This window comes from Aphanizomenon sp. CS-733/32, from assembly GCF_028330045.1.
In the GTDB taxonomy this organism is placed as follows: domain Bacteria; phylum Cyanobacteriota; class Cyanobacteriia; order Cyanobacteriales; family Nostocaceae; genus Dolichospermum; species Dolichospermum gracile.
The window spans coordinates 1-19,675 of sequence record NZ_JAQMSE010000223.1; the positions used below are offsets into that span (position 1 = coordinate 1).

The 19,675-nt window shown below is 39.7% G+C and carries 17 protein-coding genes, 1 tRNA gene and 1 other annotated feature; of the genes, 9 read left to right on the forward strand and 9 right to left on the reverse strand.

Annotated features, from left to right (window positions below):
- Positions 1 to 114 precede the first annotated feature (114 nt).
- Positions 115 to 282, reverse strand: a sequence feature (ribosomal protein L10 leader region).
- Positions 283 to 391: 109 nt separating this feature from the next.
- The 6 genes from rplA to rplS all read right to left on the reverse strand — a co-directional run bounded on the left by rplA (position 392) and on the right by rplS (position 3,287).
- Complete coding sequence (rplA, locus tag PN471_RS18725) at positions 392 to 1,108, reverse strand: 50S ribosomal protein L1 (protein ID WP_271778123.1); 717 nt, start codon at positions 1,106 to 1,108, stop codon at positions 392 to 394.
- Positions 1,109 to 1,233: 125 nt separating this feature from the next.
- Positions 1,234 to 1,659: a 50S ribosomal protein L11 gene (gene rplK, locus PN471_RS18730; RefSeq protein WP_027404878.1), complete on the reverse strand. Its 426-nt coding sequence runs from the start codon at positions 1,657 to 1,659 to the stop codon at positions 1,234 to 1,236.
- Between the two features lie 6 nt (positions 1,660 to 1,665).
- On the reverse strand, positions 1,666 to 2,298 hold the full coding sequence (gene nusG / locus PN471_RS18735; RefSeq protein WP_271778124.1) for a transcription termination/antitermination protein NusG: 633 nt from the start codon (positions 2,296 to 2,298) through the stop codon (positions 1,666 to 1,668).
- The gene (gene secE / locus PN471_RS18740) at positions 2,298 to 2,519 is read right to left on the reverse strand and encodes a preprotein translocase subunit SecE (RefSeq protein WP_015078220.1); all 222 of its coding nucleotides are present in this window, start codon (positions 2,517 to 2,519) and stop codon (positions 2,298 to 2,300) included. The genes nusG and secE overlap by 1 nt, the downstream gene beginning before the upstream one ends.
- 182 nt (positions 2,520 to 2,701) lie before the next feature.
- Positions 2,702 to 2,774 (reverse strand) — tRNA-Trp (locus tag PN471_RS18745).
- A gap of 150 nt (positions 2,775 to 2,924) precedes the next feature.
- Positions 2,925 to 3,287, reverse strand: coding sequence for a 50S ribosomal protein L19 (gene rplS, locus PN471_RS18750; protein WP_193891502.1), 363 nt, complete (start codon positions 3,285 to 3,287; stop codon positions 2,925 to 2,927).
- Between the two features lie 207 nt (positions 3,288 to 3,494).
- Between rplS and hflX the strand changes: the two genes are divergently transcribed.
- Entirely contained in the window at positions 3,495 to 5,231 is a 1,737-nt protein-coding gene (gene hflX / locus PN471_RS18755) for a GTPase HflX (protein ID WP_271778148.1), read from the forward strand.
- A 149-nt stretch (positions 5,232 to 5,380) separates the two neighbouring features.
- Complete coding sequence (locus tag PN471_RS18760) at positions 5,381 to 5,950, forward strand: Uma2 family endonuclease (protein WP_271778149.1); 570 nt, start codon at positions 5,381 to 5,383, stop codon at positions 5,948 to 5,950.
- Positions 5,951 to 6,427: 477 nt separating this feature from the next.
- Here the strand turns inward: PN471_RS18760 and PN471_RS18765 are convergent, their stop codons facing one another.
- Positions 6,428 to 9,451, reverse strand: coding sequence for an MFS transporter (locus tag PN471_RS18765; protein WP_271778125.1), 3,024 nt, complete (start codon positions 9,449 to 9,451; stop codon positions 6,428 to 6,430).
- A 251-nt stretch (positions 9,452 to 9,702) separates the two neighbouring features.
- Complete coding sequence (infC, locus tag PN471_RS18770; RefSeq protein WP_015083285.1) at positions 9,703 to 10,236, reverse strand: translation initiation factor IF-3; 534 nt, start codon at positions 10,234 to 10,236, stop codon at positions 9,703 to 9,705.
- Positions 10,237 to 10,620: 384 nt separating this feature from the next.
- On the opposite strand from infC, the gene PN471_RS18775 reads away from it, so the two are divergent.
- The gene (locus PN471_RS18775) at positions 10,621 to 11,529 is read left to right on the forward strand and encodes an alpha/beta fold hydrolase (RefSeq protein ID WP_271778126.1); all 909 of its coding nucleotides are present in this window, start codon (positions 10,621 to 10,623) and stop codon (positions 11,527 to 11,529) included.
- Positions 11,530 to 11,752: 223 nt separating this feature from the next.
- Here the strand turns inward: PN471_RS18775 and PN471_RS18780 are convergent, their stop codons facing one another.
- A complete protein-coding gene (locus PN471_RS18780) occupies positions 11,753 to 12,091 on the reverse strand; it encodes a BON domain-containing protein (protein ID WP_271778150.1) in 339 nt (112 codons plus the stop codon).
- Between the two features lie 32 nt (positions 12,092 to 12,123).
- Here PN471_RS18780 and PN471_RS18785 point away from each other — a divergent pair, with 32 nt between their 5' ends.
- From PN471_RS18785 to PN471_RS18810, 6 genes are all read left to right on the forward strand, one after another.
- A complete protein-coding gene (locus PN471_RS18785) occupies positions 12,124 to 12,297 on the forward strand; it encodes a hypothetical protein (RefSeq protein WP_271778127.1) in 174 nt (57 codons plus the stop codon).
- 169 nt (positions 12,298 to 12,466) lie between these two features.
- Positions 12,467 to 12,985, forward strand: a complete 519-nt coding sequence (ilvN, locus tag PN471_RS18790) for an acetolactate synthase small subunit (RefSeq protein ID WP_193891496.1) — start codon at positions 12,467 to 12,469, stop codon at positions 12,983 to 12,985.
- Positions 12,986 to 13,549: 564 nt separating this feature from the next.
- Positions 13,550 to 15,592, forward strand: coding sequence for a polysaccharide biosynthesis protein (locus tag PN471_RS18795; RefSeq protein WP_271778128.1), 2,043 nt, complete (start codon positions 13,550 to 13,552; stop codon positions 15,590 to 15,592).
- Between the two features lie 91 nt (positions 15,593 to 15,683).
- Positions 15,684 to 17,249 carry a hypothetical protein gene (locus tag PN471_RS18800; RefSeq protein ID WP_271778129.1) on the forward strand — a complete coding sequence of 522 codons (1,566 nt, stop codon included), beginning with the start codon at positions 15,684 to 15,686 and terminating at the stop codon, positions 17,247 to 17,249.
- 95 nt (positions 17,250 to 17,344) lie between these two features.
- Positions 17,345 to 18,262 carry a glucosamine inositolphosphorylceramide transferase family protein gene (locus PN471_RS18805; protein ID WP_271778130.1) on the forward strand — a complete coding sequence of 306 codons (918 nt, stop codon included), beginning with the start codon at positions 17,345 to 17,347 and terminating at the stop codon, positions 18,260 to 18,262.
- Positions 18,263 to 18,313: 51 nt separating this feature from the next.
- Positions 18,314 to 19,672, forward strand: coding sequence for a flippase (locus tag PN471_RS18810; RefSeq protein ID WP_271778131.1), 1,359 nt, complete (start codon positions 18,314 to 18,316; stop codon positions 19,670 to 19,672).
- Positions 19,673 to 19,675 lie beyond the last annotated feature (3 nt).

Here is a 19,675-nt window from a genome sequence, read left to right on the forward strand (position 1 = left end):
CCTGTTACCTGTTACCTGTCACCTGTCACCTGTCACCTGTCACCTGTCACCTGTCACCTGTTACCTGTCACCTGTAACCTGTCACCTGTAACCTGTCACCTGTAATGCTGACTTACCGAAAACAATTAACCCCAGCTAACTTAGCCAGGGTTTCAAAGTGGTATTTTTAATCCCGTTGTTATTCCGCTTTTACGGCTTAAACTTTCGGTATTTAAAATTACAACCTCGGCAGGGTATTAAGCTGTTAGCACCTGCTGTCTCCGGCTTTATTAAATTTTGGATTTTGGATTTTGGATTTTGGATTTGAAATTAAAGCTTGATAACGAAACAAAAAATTCAATTATCTATCTAGCAACTATAAAATCTAAAATCTAAAATCTAAAATCTAGAATTATGCAGCGTCAGTTATTTTTAACTCTCGTAAGGCTGCGATGTCAATAGCAATTGACGGACCCATTGTTGAGGATATATACACTGACCGCCAATAACGACCTTTAGCGCCTGAAGGACGGTTACGGTCAATTGACTCTTGTAATGCCTTCAAGTTGATCAATAAATCTTCAGGTGAAAAAGCAGCCTTACCAAACATAACATGGACAATCCCAGTCCGATCAGCCCGATATTCTAATTTACCAGCTTTGAATTCAGCGATCGCACTAGCAACATCAAATGTTACTGTTCCCCCCTTGGGTGAAGGCATCAAACCCCGTGGACCTAATAATTTACCCAGCTTTGCTACCTGTGGCATCACATCCGGCGTAGCAATCAGCTTATCAAAGTCCATCATGCCCTTCTGAATATCTTCAATCAGTTCTTCAGAACCAGCAATATCAGCACCAGCGTTAGTTGCTTCTGTGACTTTTTCACCTCTGGCGATAACTGCTACCCGGATAATCTGTCCTGTACCCTTGGGTAGTGCCACCGTTGTCCGCAACTGTTGGTCTGTATATTTAGGATCAATTCCTAAACGGATATGAGCTTCAGCAGCTTCAGGAAACTTAGCAGTTGCCGTTTCTTTTAACAAAGCCAATGCTTCTAAGGGTGTATAATCCTTATCTTCTACCTTTTCTAGCAACGCCTGTAAGCGGCGTGATACTTTTTTTGCCATTTTTTTCTCCTGGGGTCATCTCGAAGTCGTGCTTCTCCCCCGATATGATTTTGTTATTAGTTCAGTTGTCAGTTGTCAGTGGTTATTTTTTTATTTACTGTCACCTGTCACCTGTTCCCTGTCACCTAATCTGTGACTGTTACGCCCATGTTTTTAGCAGTTCCTTCCACGATATTCATGGCTGCATCAATATCATTGGCGTTGAGGTCAGGAAGTTTAGTTTGAGCAATTTCCCGTAATTGCGTTCTGCTAATGCTACCAACTTTCTTTTTGTTGGGTTCATTTGAGCCTCTTTCAATCTTCGCTGCCTTGCGAATCAATACTGATGCTGGTGGAGTTTTGAGGACAAATGTAAAACTTCTATCTTCATAAACAGAAATTTCTACAGGTATAACCATCCCAGCTTGGTCTGCTGTTTTGGCATTGTACTCTTTGCAGAACATCATGATGTTAACACCATGTTGACCCAACGCGGGACCAACTGGCGGTGCTGGGTTGGCTTTCCCAGCATTCAGGGCCAACTTAATGACCGCTACTACTTTCTTCGCCATTTGTATTTAGCTCTGTTTTTTAACCTGATTAAATTCCAATTCTACCGGTGTATCTCTTCCAAAGATCGAGAGTAGAGCTTTTAGTTTACTCCGTTCTGGGGAAACTTCAATCACCTCACCTTCAAAATCCTTAAATGGACCCGAAAGCACAACTATCTTATCACCTGAAGCCATATCAATTTTGACTACTGGCTCTTGTTCCAAGGCTTGTTTGAATATGCGTTCAACTTCCGCAGGATTCAGGGGAACTGGCTTAACGTGACCACGACCTCTACCGCTACCACGCTTTTGCTCTGCACCCACAAAGTTAATGACATGAGATGTGTTTCTTACCACTTGCCATGTATCATCACTCATTACCATTCGGACTAGCACATAACCAGGGAAAACTTTTTCTTCTGAAGGTAGCCGTTTACCATCCTTACGGATTTTCACCGTTGGGGTGTGGGGAATTTCCACTTGGATGATTTTGTCAGCGACATCAAAAGTTTGGATACGTTGCTCTAAATTTGTCTTTACCCGTTTCTCACAGCCAGAGGCTACTTGCACTGCATACCAGCGTGCTTCTTTCATCGCTGTTAAGAGTGTTTCTTCTAGCTGCAACTCGGAGTTGCGTGGTTCGTCTGTTGCAGAAGTCATCAGAACACCTGTTTTGCTGCCCAAGCGAACAATCCATCGACCAGATATATCAAAGATGCGGAGAGTGTAACCATTAATAGTACAGCGGCAGATTCACTTACCAACTGTTTCCGACTGGGCCAAATCACTTTCTCAAGTTCTTCCTTTGTACCCTGGAAAAAATTGTTTAAGTTAAACCCATTTTCGGTTTCTGGCATTTCTGCTTCATTTTTTTTGGCCACAGTCGTTATACCCCCGTTTCTTAAATAGCCTAACCTTGTGATTTTTAAGGTTTACAGCTTCGGTCTCAATGATTTTAGTAATAAGAAAGCTATATTTTAAAAAAATTATACCCGAAATAATTGACGTTTTCTGCTGTTTTGGCAGTGACGTTATTGCTTCGGGCAATATTTTTCTTTTTGAGCGCGCCCTGGAGGACTTGAACCCCCGACATCAGGTTTTGGAGACCTGCGTTCTACCAACTGAACTAAGAGCGCACAAGCTTTTCCTGTTACAGTCATTGCGCTGAACTTTTTCTAGTCTAACGCAATTTCGATCCTAATTGTAACTTATTTTTTTTCTTTTGGCAAGTTAGCGGCGGATGCCGCTTGCAGACTGGGTTCTGTCTATTAATTCACCATTGAGAATCACAAAGGGCGATCGAATCTTTGTTTAATGCGGGTTGCCTTGCCGACTAGATTGCGGAGATAGTATAATTTAGCGCGTCTAACTTTACCACGACGCAATACTTTAATGCTTTCAACCAGGGGAGAATGAAGCAAAAATACTCGTTCTACACCCACACCTTGGAAAACTTTACGGACTGTGATAGTTTCGTTGATGCCGCCATTGCGTCTAGCTATGACTACACCTTCGTAGGGTTGCACACGGAATTTAGTGCCTTCCTGAATTTTGACTCCGACCTTGATTGTGTCACCGACATAGATATCGGGTAAATCAGATTTCATCTGTTCCGCTTCAATTGAGCGAATAATCTCTTGCGCGTTCATTACTTTTTATGTTTTTTGAAAAACTCACAATCGTTAATTATAAATCTATAGTCGCCTAAGAAGCAAGGGAGCAGGAAGCAGGGAGCAGGGGGAATAAATTCTTCCCAATGACAACTGACAACTGACAACTGACAACTGACTAATTACTGTTGTAAAATAGACAGTGTAAGGATTCAGGGGGAACCAGGTAACTGGTCATAAACGCCTATAGAGACTATCTTTGGCAATGTTCAAGGTTTGAAGTCCAGTCAGCTAAAACAACTCCAGCGACTGTACCACCAGCGGATATCAGGTGATTGCATTACTACAACTGATTTTGCTCAACGTTTGGCAGCAGTTAGTACAGAAATAAATCAACCTGTTTGTGCTTACATTAATCGTCGCGGACAGGTAATTCGGGTTGGTGTCGGTACTCCGCGTCAAACTCAAATTCCGCCCCTAGAACTGCCCCGTTACGGAGCAGAACGTCTCAGCGGTATTCGTTGTTTATCCACTAATCTGAAGTCAGAACCGCCAAATGAAGCCGCCTTAACGGCAATGGCTTTACAAAGATTGGATGCTTTAGTAGTTTTAAATATTACTGGAGGAGGATTTACAAAGCGGGGTGGTGGTTCAACTGGGTATGTGAAAGAAGCTTATTTAGCGCATCTGGTAGCCAATAGTAGACAGTTAGTTACGACTCAATCTTCTGATATGAGTATTTCCGATGCTGTGATGTATTCTCATGTATCACCGCCTCTGAGTTTAGATGCTTTAGCCGACCAGGATTTTCTCAACTTAGTGGAAGGTTTAGAAGAGGAATTTAGTCGGGAGTTTGTTGGTCAAGAAGTAGATGCTGATCATGATCGAGTGCTAATTGTTGGGGTATTAACGGAAAATACTCATCCACAACAATTCCAGGACATCATTGTGGAATTGACCCGTTTAGTGGATACGGCTGGTGGTACTGTATTACAGATATTACAACAAAAGCGATCGCGCATTCATCCCCAAACAGTGATTGGCGAAGGTAAAGTCCAAGAAGCTGCTCTCACAGCCCAAACTCTGGGCGCTAACTTGGTAGTATTTGATCGTGATCTTTCACCCTCCCAAGTTCGCAATTTAGAAGCGCAAATTGGTGTTAGGGTAGTTGACCGCACCGAAGTAATTTTAGATATTTTTGCCCAACGCGCTCAATCTGGTGCAGGTAAATTACAGGTAGAACTGGCACAGTTAGAGTATATGATGCCACGACTCGCTGGGAGAGGTCAATCCATGTCCAGATTAGGAGGTGGTATTGGCACAAGAGGACCTGGTGAAACCAAACTAGAAACAGAACGCCGAGCTATTCAAAAACGCATTTCTCGACTCCAACAAGAAGTTAATCAATTACAAGCGCATCGTTGTAGATTAAGGCAACGCCGACAACATCGAGAAGTTCCTTCGGTGGCTTTGGTGGGTTATACCAACGCTGGTAAATCTACTTTACTCAACGCCCTCACTAACGCAGAAGTATACACGGCTGACCAATTGTTTGCTACCCTTGACCCGACAACACGGCGGTTAATGCTTCCTCATGCGGAAACCGGCGCACCCCAGGAAACTTTGATGACGGATACGGTAGGGTTTATCCATGAGTTACCCGCATCTTTAATGGATGCTTTTCGGGCAACATTGGAAGAGGTAACGGAAGCGGATGCTTTATTGCATTTGGTAGATTTATCTCATCCTGCTTGGTTGAGTCATATTCGCTCAGTTCGGGATATACTGGCGCAAATGCCAATTACACCAGGACCGGCGCTAGTGGCTTTTAATAAAATTGATCAGGTTAGTAGTGAAACACTAGCATTAGCGAGGGAAGAGTTTCCTTTAGCCGTGTTTATTTCTGCTAATCAGCGTTTAGGACTGGAAACCCTGCGTCAGCGTCTATCTCTATTGATTCAGTTCGCTGTTGATGGTGGTTGATGATTTTCAGATCCCCGACTTCCTAGAGAAGTCGAGGATCTCAGCTTCACAATTGGTAAAAATCATAATTGATAATCATGTCAATGATTCAACAATATATCCAGTTTTGCTAGAATCATGATTACTTCAATCTAATTGGTTGCAAGATGATGATTACTACTGTTGAGCGTCGTTATAGTTTAGATGAATATCGCGCCATTGAAGAAAAAGCTGAAGAACGCAGTGAATATCGTGATGGAGAAATTGTTCCCATGTCGGGAGGATCACTCAACCATAGCCGTATAGGTGGCAATATTTTTGCATTTCTCAAGTTTATGCTGCGTAATAGTAAATGTGAGCCAATTAATAGTGATTTGAGGTTATGGATTCCTGAATATAAACGCGGAGTATATCCAGATGTAATGGTTTTTGCAGATGAACCGCAACTAAATGACAACCGCAATGATGAAGTTTTAAATCCCATTTTAATTCTAGAAGTATTATCACCTTCAACCGCAGATTATGACCGACAAAGCAAGTTTCGGATGTATCGTTCAATTAGCAGTTTTTGTGAATATTTATTAGTTGAACAAGATGAAATTTTTATAGAAAAATATAGTAAACAGTCTCAAGGTTGGTTATTGAGTGATTTTAAAGATTTAGAAAAATCCATTTTTTTGGAGTCTGTTGGGGTTGATTTACCGATATCCGAAATTTATCGCGGTGTTGTTTTTGGGTAAGGTTAAGGAGCGTTACACATTCACAAAAAACCACATTCTTTGTAGGGGTTGAGCGCAATGCTCATTGGTGTCAACTTACAGCAAATTGTCATCAAACCCGGAACAAGAACCCCACCCCCAACCCCCTCCCCGCAAGCGATGAGGGGGCTAAGATGTACCTTATATGATTGGAAATCGCTGTAAGCTCAACCTATTCGGGAACGATTTTACGTTAAGTCAATTATAATATAAATATTGATAGTTGAGTTAGTATTTGATGCTGGTTTAACCTGAGTTCGACATAAGATAATTTTTGCAAAACTGCCCCAAATATAAGTCTCAAACCCTGATGATCTCGTTGAAAAAATCATAACTCTGTTCGCGTAGCGTCTCCGAAGGAGAAACTCCTAACACCGAACTCAGGTGGTTTAGGTGGGTTTGTTGGTGGAGAAATAAACTGGAAAATTGATAAATACTTCTTAATTTATTTCTCTGTTTTTACCTTACGGATTTCTTCATTAATTCCTGAACTTGAGCCGCGACTAGAGGATGTGGATCTGTTTTTAAGTAAGGGAGAATTTCTTGGATAACCCGCCCAGAAACCACGCTCAAATATGATATAGTAGCTTCCCGCACAAAGCCTGTAGGATGACGCAAAGTTACTAAAATTTGATCAGAACTAACACGGATATGGGCAGCTTGGGCAAAATGAAAACAACAAGCCAAACACCAATCAGAGAGTAAGTTACCAATGCTAATTAACTTACGCAGACGATTAGCTATGATGGTTAATTCTTGTTTATTATTTCCAGCCATTGTTTCCTGTTCAAGAATGCCATGTTCTATAAGCCGCTGGAGTTTTTCCTGTGGTGGACGACGATCTAAGATATGCAGTAATACGGATTTAGATGCTAATTTTACTGTATGGTCTAATATTTCTAAACCTCTAGCTAAACTTAGTACCGATTCAGATTGAATGTCTAAGGTTGCGGCTTGAATTTTAGCTGGAGAATAAAGTAATTTTAGCAGTAATAGCAATCTATCTTTAACATCAATTTCTACTTCTAATAGTGCGGTTTGTAATAATTCACCAATAGAAATTAATCTCTCATTGGTGTGATGATTATCTAAGGAATTAATTAATTCTAAGTCTACATAACCAGCATAGATTTCTCCTAAAAATTGTAATTCTTCCTTAATTAAAGCTTCTATTCTACTTTCATCTAACATCAGCACAACATTCTGATTTTCTGACTGTTGTCCGATTTTAATTAAACTCCGCAGAATATATTCTCTGGTGCTACCCCAAGATGTTTCTAGATTTACCCATAAACTTTCCTGTGCTTCGATAGTACCAATGAGAGCAATAGTCCGCCAAGCGTGCATTCGCACTACTTCGGGTTTATAAATATTTGTCGCTAGTTGTAATAAGAGAGGGAGTGCATTGTTCTCTAACCGCACTAAAGAAAGGATAGCAGTAGTGCGGGTAGACTTATAAGATAGGGCTGCTAAGAGGATTGAATAGTATTGTTCTAACCTGGTTGCGGCAATCATTTCCAAGACAGCACAACGTACCTGCAAAGATTTATCTGTTAATAAACTGGGAATATATACTCGTAATTCTTGTAAATCTAGGGATTCTCTGAAGGCTTTCACGGCGTTAATTCGTTCTCGTTCCTGGGAATGAGTTAACATTTGCTGCATGGTATTTGTGGCTGCTGCTATTTGGATTGTTGTTCCCTGACGCAGGAGTAAAGCCGCAGCAGTAGCCCGAATGAGTGAATGGTGTTGGGGGTGGAGATACCTTTCTAAAAGGCTTAAATCAGCATTGACATCAGCTAAGGAAACGTAACGTAAAGCTAGAGCGAATACCTCTGGATTAAATGTAGCTGGAGACTGTTCTAATAGGGGACTAACTGCACGCAAGTAGGCTGGATTTGCACCGGCTAATAGCATTACTTCCAGACTTTTAGCTTGTAAATCCGGTGCTAGTTGTGGGAGTAAGGGGGCTAAAACCTGGGCTGCTCCCTGGAGATCAATTTGGGCTAAAAGTTCGACACAAGCACTTTTATCGGCTGTGTTGCCTGTTTCTACGAGGGCTTTGACTACCCCCTGTTGGAATACTCGTAAACCGACGGTGGCGGCGCTGACTTCTCCTCTTTCGGCACTTAAAACTAATAAATCAACATAGCGCGATCGCAAATTCCAAATTACTTTTAAACAAGTAGCCGCAATAATCACCGTTTCTCCCACAAACACCCATTTTTGTAGGGATGTAGGCAAATATTGTTCAACGAACCATAAAGTGCTGAAAATTACTACCCCGGTTAAACCACTGGATATGGCTTCGGCTGTACCACCGGATAGTGTTTGTATCCAACTGCGAATTTCTTCGGGAATCGGTTGATATAAAACAGGCCCGCTACTGATAACAAAGGTATAGCGGAGTAGTTCATCACAGAATTTGAGACTGACTAAACCCCAAAATACAGTTTTCTCTTGAATGGCAGGAAAGAAACTCAGCAGAGCGATCGCCGATGGTAATAAAAATCCTACAGTGATTGGTAACAGTGCCGCCGTCGAAAACACCCCAATTTTCTCAATTAACCGACTCGAAACAAACCATTGAGTAAATAACTCACACACCCCTACAATCCCACCAAATAACCCCAAAAAACTCGCCAAATCCTGATTACCAAAGTTAGCATTCAGTTCTCTGAGATATTGAAAATCTATTAACAAACCCATGACTTGCAACAGGGCTACAAAAATAAACAAGTACCATACATAACGCTTCAAAGGAGTTTGCAAGCGACGATGACGAGAACCCTGTTCTTCAGAAATATCCCTTTGGGGTGTACTCGGAAATGCGCCACGATATTTATAAGTTAAAAGAAATAAAATTCCCGAACCACAAAGAACCACCAAACAGGCGAGAATAATCACCTGATTGAGTGTCATCACTTTTACCAATGCAGGCAAACTAAACCCACTGATGACATCTGCTACCAATAAACCACTACTTACCAGTGGATAAGTCCGTTTAATTTCCCGAATATTAAATAATTGATTAGCAACAATTGAAGTATTCAAATCATTGACTACATAACAAGCATCTACCCACAATCGGAGGATAAAAATAATCACCATTGCGATCGCTGGAATATTTATTCCCCAACGCCATAATACTAATAAAAATAAAGGCACGATCATACAAGGGACAATCGCCACAATCACCCAACGTAAAGGGAAAATCCTTTGCAACCAAGAAAATAAACCTACCAGTCCCGCACCAAGCACAGCACTAGCAATATAAACCCAAGGTAGTTGTCCTGCTCCATATTGATCTAAAAATAGGGCAACAGTGCTATCCTCTGCCCATCTTAATCCTACAGCTACCGTTGTGTAGAAAGCGAACATCATCCAAGTGCGCTCAACTTCTTCAGGACGGAGATTCACCCACTGAAGCATTCGCGCCAAAAGACCTCGATTGCTAGAAAAGCCGTGATTTTTCAATTCCATACAGTTTTATTGTCTGGGTAGCTAAAGTAGGAGTCAGGAGTCAGGAGTCCTCTCTAAAACCATAGCAAAAGTCCTGAACAACTGAGTATTATTTTTCCCACTCAGCCGTCAGGACTATCATTTCAGAATAAATTGACATAAATCTAATTATGGATGAATGCTGAGGGAATGGGACAAATCTCCCCGGTGTCAATTTTAGATCCTATTACTAACTAATTTATACAGCATTCATGACTAGGTTGTTGACAAAATTATTTTTTTGGTGAAATCAGCATCATCATATTTCGCCCTTCTTTCTTCGGTGCTTGCTGAAGTTCACCAAAAGGTTCTAAGTCCGTAGCCATTCGCTTAAGCAACGTTTCTGCCAAGTCACTGTGTTGAATTTCCCGACCCCGGAACATCACAGTAGCCTTAACTTTATCGCCGTCTTTGAGGAAGCGTTCGGCTTGTTTAACGCGCACATTATAGTCATGTTCTTCTATCTTGTAGCGCATCTTCACTTCTTTCACATCAGCCGTGTGCTGCTTCTTCCGGGCTTCCCGCGCCTTTTTCTCCTGCTCAAACTTATATTTCCCATAGTCCATTATTCGACATACTGGCGGATCAGCCTTGTCACTAATTAGCACCAGGTCTAATTCCTTTTCCTCTGCTAATTGTATCGCTTCCTGCGGAGTTATAATTCCCAGTTGTGCGCCATCAGTGTCAATCACCCGAATTTTCGGGAAGCGAATCCGTTCGTTAATTTGGGGCAGATCGCGAGTTCTTTTTTTCTCAATCACAGGCATTATGATTAGTGGCAGCTCTTTAGTTAAGATTTTGGACTGGTCTTGATTTAGTTAGGTTAGTCTGATATGCCATTGAAGGCAAAATACAACAGTAACTCAGAATTGGAAAATGAACATCCCTCTCTAGTGTAGCAAATTTATAAGAGAAGTTCGATCAAGTCGTTGACTGTATAGTCTGACTCTGAGTTGATTCCACTGCATTATTTAATGTAAATTACATGATACTTGACACTAATAACTATTGTTACAATTTTCTTCTAACATACATAGAGGTATGATATCTAGAAGATGTTTCCATGATAGCAAAATTAGGTATACATTGAAGCTAATTAAATATAGTGTAACATATATATATAGTTTCCAACTAATCAGCAAGAGATAACTGTGACTACCGCAAGACATTGGCAGCAAAGAGTTGGTAATCAAAGGGATTGGGTGTGGCGTGGTTGGCAAACCCGTTATACTTATATTCGTCCTCCCCATGATTATGCAAGAACAACACCCTTAATTTTACTTCATGGTTTCGGCGCTTCCATTGGTCATTGGCGACATAATTTAGAGGTTTTGGGTAAGTCTCACACGGTTTACGCTTTGGACATGATTGGCTTTGGGGCTTCGGAAAAAGCTGCAACTAACTACAATGTGGAACTTTGGGTAGAGCAGGTTTACGATTTTTGGCAAACTTTTATCCGTCAACCAGTGGTTTTGGTGGGTAATTCCATCGGTTCACTGATTTCTCTAGTCGCAGCCGCTAACCATCCTGATATGGTAAAGGGGATAGTGATGATGAGTTTACCTGATCCTAATTTGGAACAGGAAATGATTCCGACGGCTTTGCAACCTCTTGTCAGCGGGATTAAAAGTATATTTACTTCTAGATTAATATTGAAACCGATATTTTATTTTGTCCGTCGTCCTGGTGTGCTGCGTCCTTGGGCTAGTTTAGCTTATGCAAATCCTGAAGCCATTACTGATGAACTTATAGATATTTTAGCAGGACCACCCCAGGATCGGGGATCTGCCCGTGCCTTTAGAGCTTTGTTTAAAGCCACAACAGGGATGAATTTTAGTCCTAGTGTCAAGAAAATTTTACCAAACTTAACAATTCCCATGCTGTTAATTTGGGGAACAAAAGACCGATTTGTGCCGCCAAAACTAGCAAATCAATTTGTGGGCTACAATGAGAGATTGCAATTGCTATATTTGGAAGATGTCGGTCATTGTCCCCAGGACGAATCACCAGAACAGGTTAACCAGGCGATTTTAGATTGGATTGGTAATGGTAATGGGTAATTGGTAATTGGTAATTGGTAAACATCTACCTACTTCCTGTCCTCACCAACAACTTATTTAGCAAACTCTAATTAGGGGCTGCTGAATTATCACTTGACCAGATTTAATACTATTCTTCTCTTCTTCTAATTATGACTCCTGACTCCTGACTCCTGACTCCTAGCCTATGACTTACGTCACGCTGCGCTATCACAGACAACTTATTTAGCAAACTCTAATTAATCTAATTAATATTAACTTGTGTAGTATCAACATCTGTAGTGCCATCAACGGTGTGAGCTACGGCAACTAGTTGATTAAGAATATCCTGGGTGGGAACTTTACCTTTTAGTACCACAGTGCTACCCGTTTGGGCAACCCAGAGTGTATCAATATCATTAAGGTCAGGATATTGATCAAATGCTAATGCTACGCGCTTGGCTAAACCACTTTGGTCGTATTCTCCATTTAATCCTATGCGTTCTGGCTCGATGGTTTGTGTATTAGCATCATCGCTAGAAGTTGGATTAACTTGGGCGCTTTCGGATTTTTCTAAGCCAAACATTCTTTGTAACCAACCCATAAACACTTTGTTCCTGTCAATTTTCACTGCTGATGACAATATATGGCTTTGATTTAAAGGCTGCATCTACCTTTGAAAATAGATATTGTTGGGTTTCGTTCCACAATCCAACCTATGAGGAATTGCGATCGCTCTACTTTAATATAATTTGTCAACGTACCGTAGGTATTCATGAAACTCCGTCCACAACAGGTTTTTACTCCTGACTCCTGACTCGGTGACTCCTGACTCCTGCGATAACTTTTCCACAGGAACGGAATGATGGCAATTATTAAGTATAAAATAAAAATTCAGACCGACAATGCAGCGTAGTCGAAACTCGCTTTGCAGTCATGAGTGCCGGTCTGCGTTCATGTCATGCTCCTTTAGTCGCCGATGAAACATACGCTGTCAGTTATTGTGGAAGATGAAGCGGGGGTTCTATCCCGCATTGCTAGTTTATTTGCGCGTCGGGGTTTTAATATTGAAAGCCTGGCTGTGGGACCTGCGGAACAGGATGGAGTATCCCGAATTACGATGGTTGTCCCTGGTGATGATCGCATTATTGAGCAATTGACTAAACAACTGTATAAGTTAGTTAATGTTCTCAAGGTGCAGGATATTACAGAAATTCCTTGTGTAGAAAGAGAGTTGATGCTTTTGAAAGTAAATGCTACTAGCAGCAATCGTTCGGAGATTATTGAATTATCTCAGATTTTCCGAGCGCGAATTGTGGATGTGGCTGAAGATTCTTTGACTTTGGAAGTTGTGGGTGATCCTGGTAAAATGGTGGCGATCGTGCAAGTGCTACAAAAATTTGGATTGAGAGAAATCGCTCGCACGGGTAAAATTTCTCTGACTCGTGAATCGGGTGTGAATACTGAATTACTGAAGTCGTTACAAGCAAAAGCCTAGTACCGCAAAACAGAATTAAAAATTAGTAATTAAAAATTCACACAGCAAATTCAACAGGCTGTTTATGGGTTTTTAATAGTTGGATTAAAAGTTAACAATCGAAGTTTTTGAACTCATCAAGCAGCAGATATGGTGTAACCACTATACTTGCTGCTATTATTTTTATTTAATAGGGAATTTGTGTCAAACTGGCATGACTTAAGCAGTGGAAATTTGATAAAACCTCTATAAGTTCAAGATAAAAAATAATAACCCATACATTAATGTTTATGTTTAGTTGATATTTATCAACCCTATGGCATTTTCATTTAATTGGTGAAAATTTATTTTTGTAAGTCACCACATTATTAATTATTTAAGAGGGTGATTTGAACACAGCAGATTGCAGATTAATGAGGTACAGAATCTAAATTTAAAGCCGGACGGTAAGCCAGTTTTACTGCTGAATCCTGAATTCTGCTGTAAGACGGTGATTTGAATATATCATGTCTTTGAGATTATCAATTAAAATCTCAGGTGTTTATCTAGTGAAAAGATTTCATATATTTTCCTGGAGATGTTGATGTGAATATCCTATTTTTAGTCTCTCATTTTACTGTTGAGAAAACAATTAAAACCTTATCTAATCAATTAAGTAAAGTTAGGAATAGACATTGGTTTATTTTTGATATTACTATTTTTGCGATGACACCATTCTTAGCATTATCCTTGCGTTTAGATGGTGATCTGAATTTGCAAGAATATATTTCACAGTTAAAGGTTGCTACAATTTTGTTTTTAGTAGTTAAACTAATTGTTTTTTGGGGATGTGGTTTTTATAAACGCTATTGGCGATATGCAAGTATTGAGGAAATCATCTATATAGTCATGTTAATGATGGGTGTGATAGTCATCCAAACAACGCTATTTAATATATTGGATAAAACATTCAATGTGCTATTAAGTAATCTTCCGCAATCACTGCCAATTTTGGAGGGAATACTGTCTGGTATTTGTGTGATTGCGTTACGATTTAGTGTGCGGGTTGTAGAAAGAGTAAATCATAGACAGAAAATATCTAAGCATAGGGAGAGAGTGCTGATTATTGGTGCGGGTAATGCGGGGGTTTCTCTGGTGGAAGATATGCAAAGAAATCCCCAGTTTGGGGTTTATCCTGTAGGCTTTATTGATGACGATATCAAAAAACAGCATATACATTTACGGGGAATTCCGGTATTGGGCGATCGCTATAAAATTTCTGAGGTTATCAAAACATTAAAAATCCAGAAAATTATTATTGCTATGCCTACAGTTTCTGGACAAACTATTCGGGAAATTGTTGATATTTGTCAAGCTAATGGAGTCCAACCTAGCACTTTACCAGGGATACATGAAATTCTCAATGGTCGTGTCCGGGTAGATAGTATTAGAGATATCAAAATTGAGGACTTACTCAGACGCGAACCCATTCATATAGACATTAAAAGGGTGTCTAAATTTATTAAACATAAAACTGTTTTAATTACGGGTTCAGGAGGATCAATTGGGAGTGAACTATGTCGGCAAATTCTCCGTTGTCAACCTGCCAAAATAATTCTAATTGGACATGGAGAAAATTCTGTTTTTAATATCCAACAAGAACTAGAACAGCTGATCCAAATTATCAATAATGGTAAATTAGCTATCAATATTCCGCAGATTTATACATTTATTGCCGATATTCGGGTGCAGTCGAGGTTAGAACACGCTTTTGAGAGATTTAAACCGGATGTAATTTTCCATGCTGCTGCCCATAAACACGTCCCTCTAATGGAATTAAACCCGGCCGAAGCAATTACTAATAATGTGATTGGCACGAGGAACTTATTACAGGTAGCATTGCAATATAATGTCGAACATTTTGTGATGATTTCCACAGATAAAGCAGTTAATCCTACTAATGTTATGGGTGCGAGTAAGAGAGTAGCTGAAATGCTAGTTCTACAAGCAGCAAAACGAAGTGGTAAATCTTATGTAGCTGTGCGTTTTGGGAATGTTTTAGGGAGTCGAGGTAGTGTAGTTCCCACTTTCCAAAAACAGATTTTAGCAGGGGGACCAATTACAGTTACTCATCCCGATATTTGTCGTTACTTTATGACTATACCGGAGGCTGTACAACTGGTTTTACAAGCATCTGTCCTGGGTCGTAGTGGTGAAGTTTTAATGTTAAATATGGGTGAACCTGTAAAAATTGTGGACTTAGCAAAAGAACTAATTCATCTTTCGGGATATGAGGTTAACAAAGATATTGATATAGTATTTACGGGTTTAAGACCAGGAGAAAAGCTGTTTGAAGAGTTATTTGTTGAGGGAGAAGAGTATGAAAAAACTGAGCATGAAAAACTGTTAGTCGTGAAAAATGCCAGTCAAATCATCCCTAGTTATTTGGATATGACGATAGAAACTTTAGTGGGAGCATCTGCTAAAAATGATGCTGCTTCGATTATGCTATTGCTGTCACAATTAGTAGCGGGTTACAAGCCTAAATATTTAGAAAAAAATGGCTCAGGAGATCCTGAAAGAAATAGTGTTTTCATCCCAATTGCCAATAGCAATATTTTGGCGAACACTGAGCCGCAAGGGGTGTAATTAATAATAAATAATTCAGATATAAACACCACAAAGTTCAAGGATATAGTCAAAGACCAGAAAGAATTATACCTATCCAGGGCAATTGAAGATGAAGCAAAGTTCCCAAAAATTTATTGTGACTTTATTGTTAGCTACTGTGATGATGTTGTGGTATTACCCAAAAAGTTTAGAAGGATATGATCTAGACCTAACTCATATCAAACTTGCAGGCAGCAAAGAAGAGGCTTACTATATTGCCGGGGACAAGTTTCTCATAGCTGGCTTTGACATCATGGATAGATACTGGAGTGAGATTGCTAAAACAGGTAAGCATCTTCTGCGAGGTCACTTAGACAATTACTTACCGATCGCACTTAAGTCACTAGATTATCAGCCTGCCGATGCCATGATGGGTTCATTTGCTGAGTCTTTCTTTTCTACTCGCAATCCTCATACAGGGCTAATTCCCTTCTCCTATGACTCCCTAGATCCGTTCTCGAACATGAGTACGGGGAATAAGCAACCTGTGGCTTTGATCAGCAAAGGAGTCGAAATTTGCCAGTGGTTTCCTGACGACTTGAATCTACTGAAAAAGTGTGTAGCATTAGCTGAGGCAACCATCAAGCACTTTGACGGAAATAACCCTGGAATGTGGGGCTGGGTAGAGGTGAAAGATGGTCAGCCCAAGAGTAAATTGACGCTGACACAGGATTACGGTGCGGTAGCTAATGGGTTAGCCTATTTGTCCCAAAAAACTGGCAATCCTAAGTTTATAAAATGGGCAAATCAGAAGTTAGAGTTTGTCTGGCAGAACCGAATGAACCAGCATCTAGCTTTACTAGAAGAACAATTCACCCCTACTCAAGCCTTCTTGCGTTCAGAGGAAAGGTCTAGCGATACGGACACCCTATACTACGTACGGCAACTGTTCGATCTCCACCAACTGACGGGGGAAAAGAAATATCTAGATAGGGCCATGGCAGTAACGAATCTATGGTATGACAAGGCGTGGGTCAAGCAGTGGGGTCACTTTATCCGCAAACTTAATCCCGATGGGAAGCCCGCTGTCAATCAGCTTTATGGTGACGGTAAATACAATACTCTCTACATCCTGGTTCAAGCCTATCGTACCACCAAAGACCCTAAGTACATTCAACGGTTCAGGCAAGCGTGGGATAACTTGCTGAATATGGGAAAGGATGGATTTGTGCCGGAATATATTGAGCAAGGAAAGATGGTCAATAGGTATGGCTTAGATCAACAGCAGACTATCTTTCTCGACATCCTTGTGGCAGCCTATGAAGCCAGTGGGGATAAGGAAATTCTAGAAGCAGCAGAAAACTTGGGGAATCGGATATTACAACGGGGCAAAAACGTCATGCGGATGGAAGGGGGTCAAGCAGGACAAGCATTTTTGCGCCTGGCATTAGCACGGCAAAAAATCAGCCGCTTGCAGGTAGCAGTAGGTAAAGCTGGTACGCCAATGAAGGTGACGCAGAACGGAAATAGGGTTCTAGAGGTGATTGTTCCCGCAGAGGTGGCAGTAGTTTATCTACCAGAAGGTGTGTACAACTTGGAAGTTGGCAAGGATGGATGCAGTCGGAAAAAGAATATTCCCTTGAGTGGTAACAACAATGAGAAATTTTCGATGGTTTCCTGTGATTTATCTAAGTAGTTAGCCATACTCCTGAATGGGCGCAGTGCGACCCTACCTCCTGAAACAACTTCTTAGAATTAGAAACTGCATTAAATATTCGGAGATTAGTAGATATGAATTTTGCCAAAAAACTTATCAAACAATTTGTCAAAAAGCAAGAAAATTGGTCAATTGGAATTTATGTAGGCACATCTCTTGTAAATTTTGTTGCTCCTGAAAATATAAAAAACCCAGTTTTGACTGCTCAAGATGTAAAAGATGTTCCAGCCGAATTCGTCGCAGACCCATTTATGATTAATGAAAATGGGATTTGGTATATGTTTTTTGAAGTTATGAATGCTGATGATCACAAGGGTGATATCGCCCTGGCAACTAGCATTAATGGTTTTAATTGGACCTATCAACAAATTGTAATTGATGAATATTTTCACTTATCTTATCCATACGTTTTTAAGTGGAACCATGAGTATTATCTGATTCCAGAAAGCAATGAAGTCAATTCTATTCGCCTCTATAAAGCAGTGGATTTTCCTACGAAATGGACTTTTGTTAAAGATTTAATGTCTGGTGATAAATATTCTGATGCTTCTGTTTTTTACTTTGAGGATTATTGGTGGCTTTTGACTTCAGTAAAAAGTAGCGATGTTTTATATTTATACTATGCAAATGATCTTTTAGAAACTTGGATTGAACATCCTAAAAGTCCGGTCATCAAGGGCAACAAAAATATTGCCAGACCAGGAGGTAGAGTCATAGTATCAGATGGCAAAATCGTTAGATATACTCAAGATGATGAACATTTATATGGTAATCAAGTTCGAGCATTTGAAATAACCGATCTAACAACTAAAAATTACGAAGAGAAACAAATTAGCAAAGATTCAATTATTAAAGGAAGCGGCAGGGGATGGAATAAAATAGGAATGCATAATATAGATCCTCATAAAATTGATGAAAATAAATGGATAGCCTGTGTAGATGGTTATCAAACATCTTGGAACTTTCGTAGTCGCAAGCATAATTCTTTGTGAATCACATAATTTATAAAAAATTATCAAAAATGAGTAAAGCAGATAATGAAAATGAAAAAAATATTAGTGTGGAATTACTTGCTCACATTCAGAAAAATTGTCAAAGATTTTCATCCAGAAAATCGTCAAATTATCGGTAATACAGGTTGGCTTTTCGTGGGAAAAGTTTTCAGATTATTTATAAGTCTTTGCATGGGAACATTAGTAGCACGTTATCTCGGACCTGACAAGTTTGGTACACTTCAATATGCTTTGGCTTTTTCCAGTTTCTTTTTGCCACTATCCACTTCACAAATGGGCAAAATTGTAACCAGAGATTTAGTCCAAAAACCAGTGTCTAAGGATAAGATATTAGGCACAGCTTTTCTTGTTCAAATTATTGGTGGAATCCTGGCAGCCACATTGTCAATAACGTTTATTAAGATAATATATCCCCAGTCTTCTTATATCCATCTACTAGTTGCAATTGTAGCTATTAAATTTATATTTAATTCCTTCCAGCCAATTGAAAACTGGTTTGAATCTCAAGTTAAATCCAGATTTCAAGTGTTAGCTAGTAATTTAGCTTTTGTGATCATAACGATCATGAAAATCTTCCTTATTGTATTTAAAGCACCTCTGTTCCTATTCGCTAGTATTATTAGTTTAGAAACAATGATTTATGCGACTGGATTAATATTTTATTATCAACTAGATCATCAAAATATTAGAAATTGGAGAACTGATTTTCAATCAATAAAAGATTTGATCCGAGAGGCATATCCTCAATTTCTATCAACCACTGCTATTTTAATTTATGCCTCACTTGATCAGGTGATGTTAGGAAGTATGGTTGGTCATAGTTCAATTGGAATTTATTCTAGCGCAGTGATTCTCTGCGAATCTTTGTCTTTTTTACCCCTTATAATTAGTTCTTCATTATATCCAAGTATGATTAAGGCTCAAAGCCTTAGCAAATCTACATACAGAAAGAAGCTACAGAAAATTTATGATTTCACTAGTCTTCTCGCCTATGCTATTATAATTTTAATAGTTCCCTTGTCAGGCTTTTTAATAAAGCTACTGTATGGAGATAATTATCAACTAGCTAGTCCTATTCTTTCTATTTATATATTTACTTCTCTATTTACATTTCAAGGAGAAGTGATGAGCAATTGGATAGTGACAGAGGGACTGCAACATTTGAATTTATACGCAAAACTAATAGGATTAGCGGTAAATATTATGCTCAATCTATTACTTATACCTCTTTACCAAGGAATTGGAGCAGCAATTGCAACTCTGGTATCTGCTTCGCTTGCTAACTATTTCTGCTTTCTTTTTTGGAAAAAAACTAGAGAAAACGCGATACTGACAACTAAGGCTTTATTCCTACCGCTGAGATTGCTAACTTTACTCAAACGTAACTAAAGA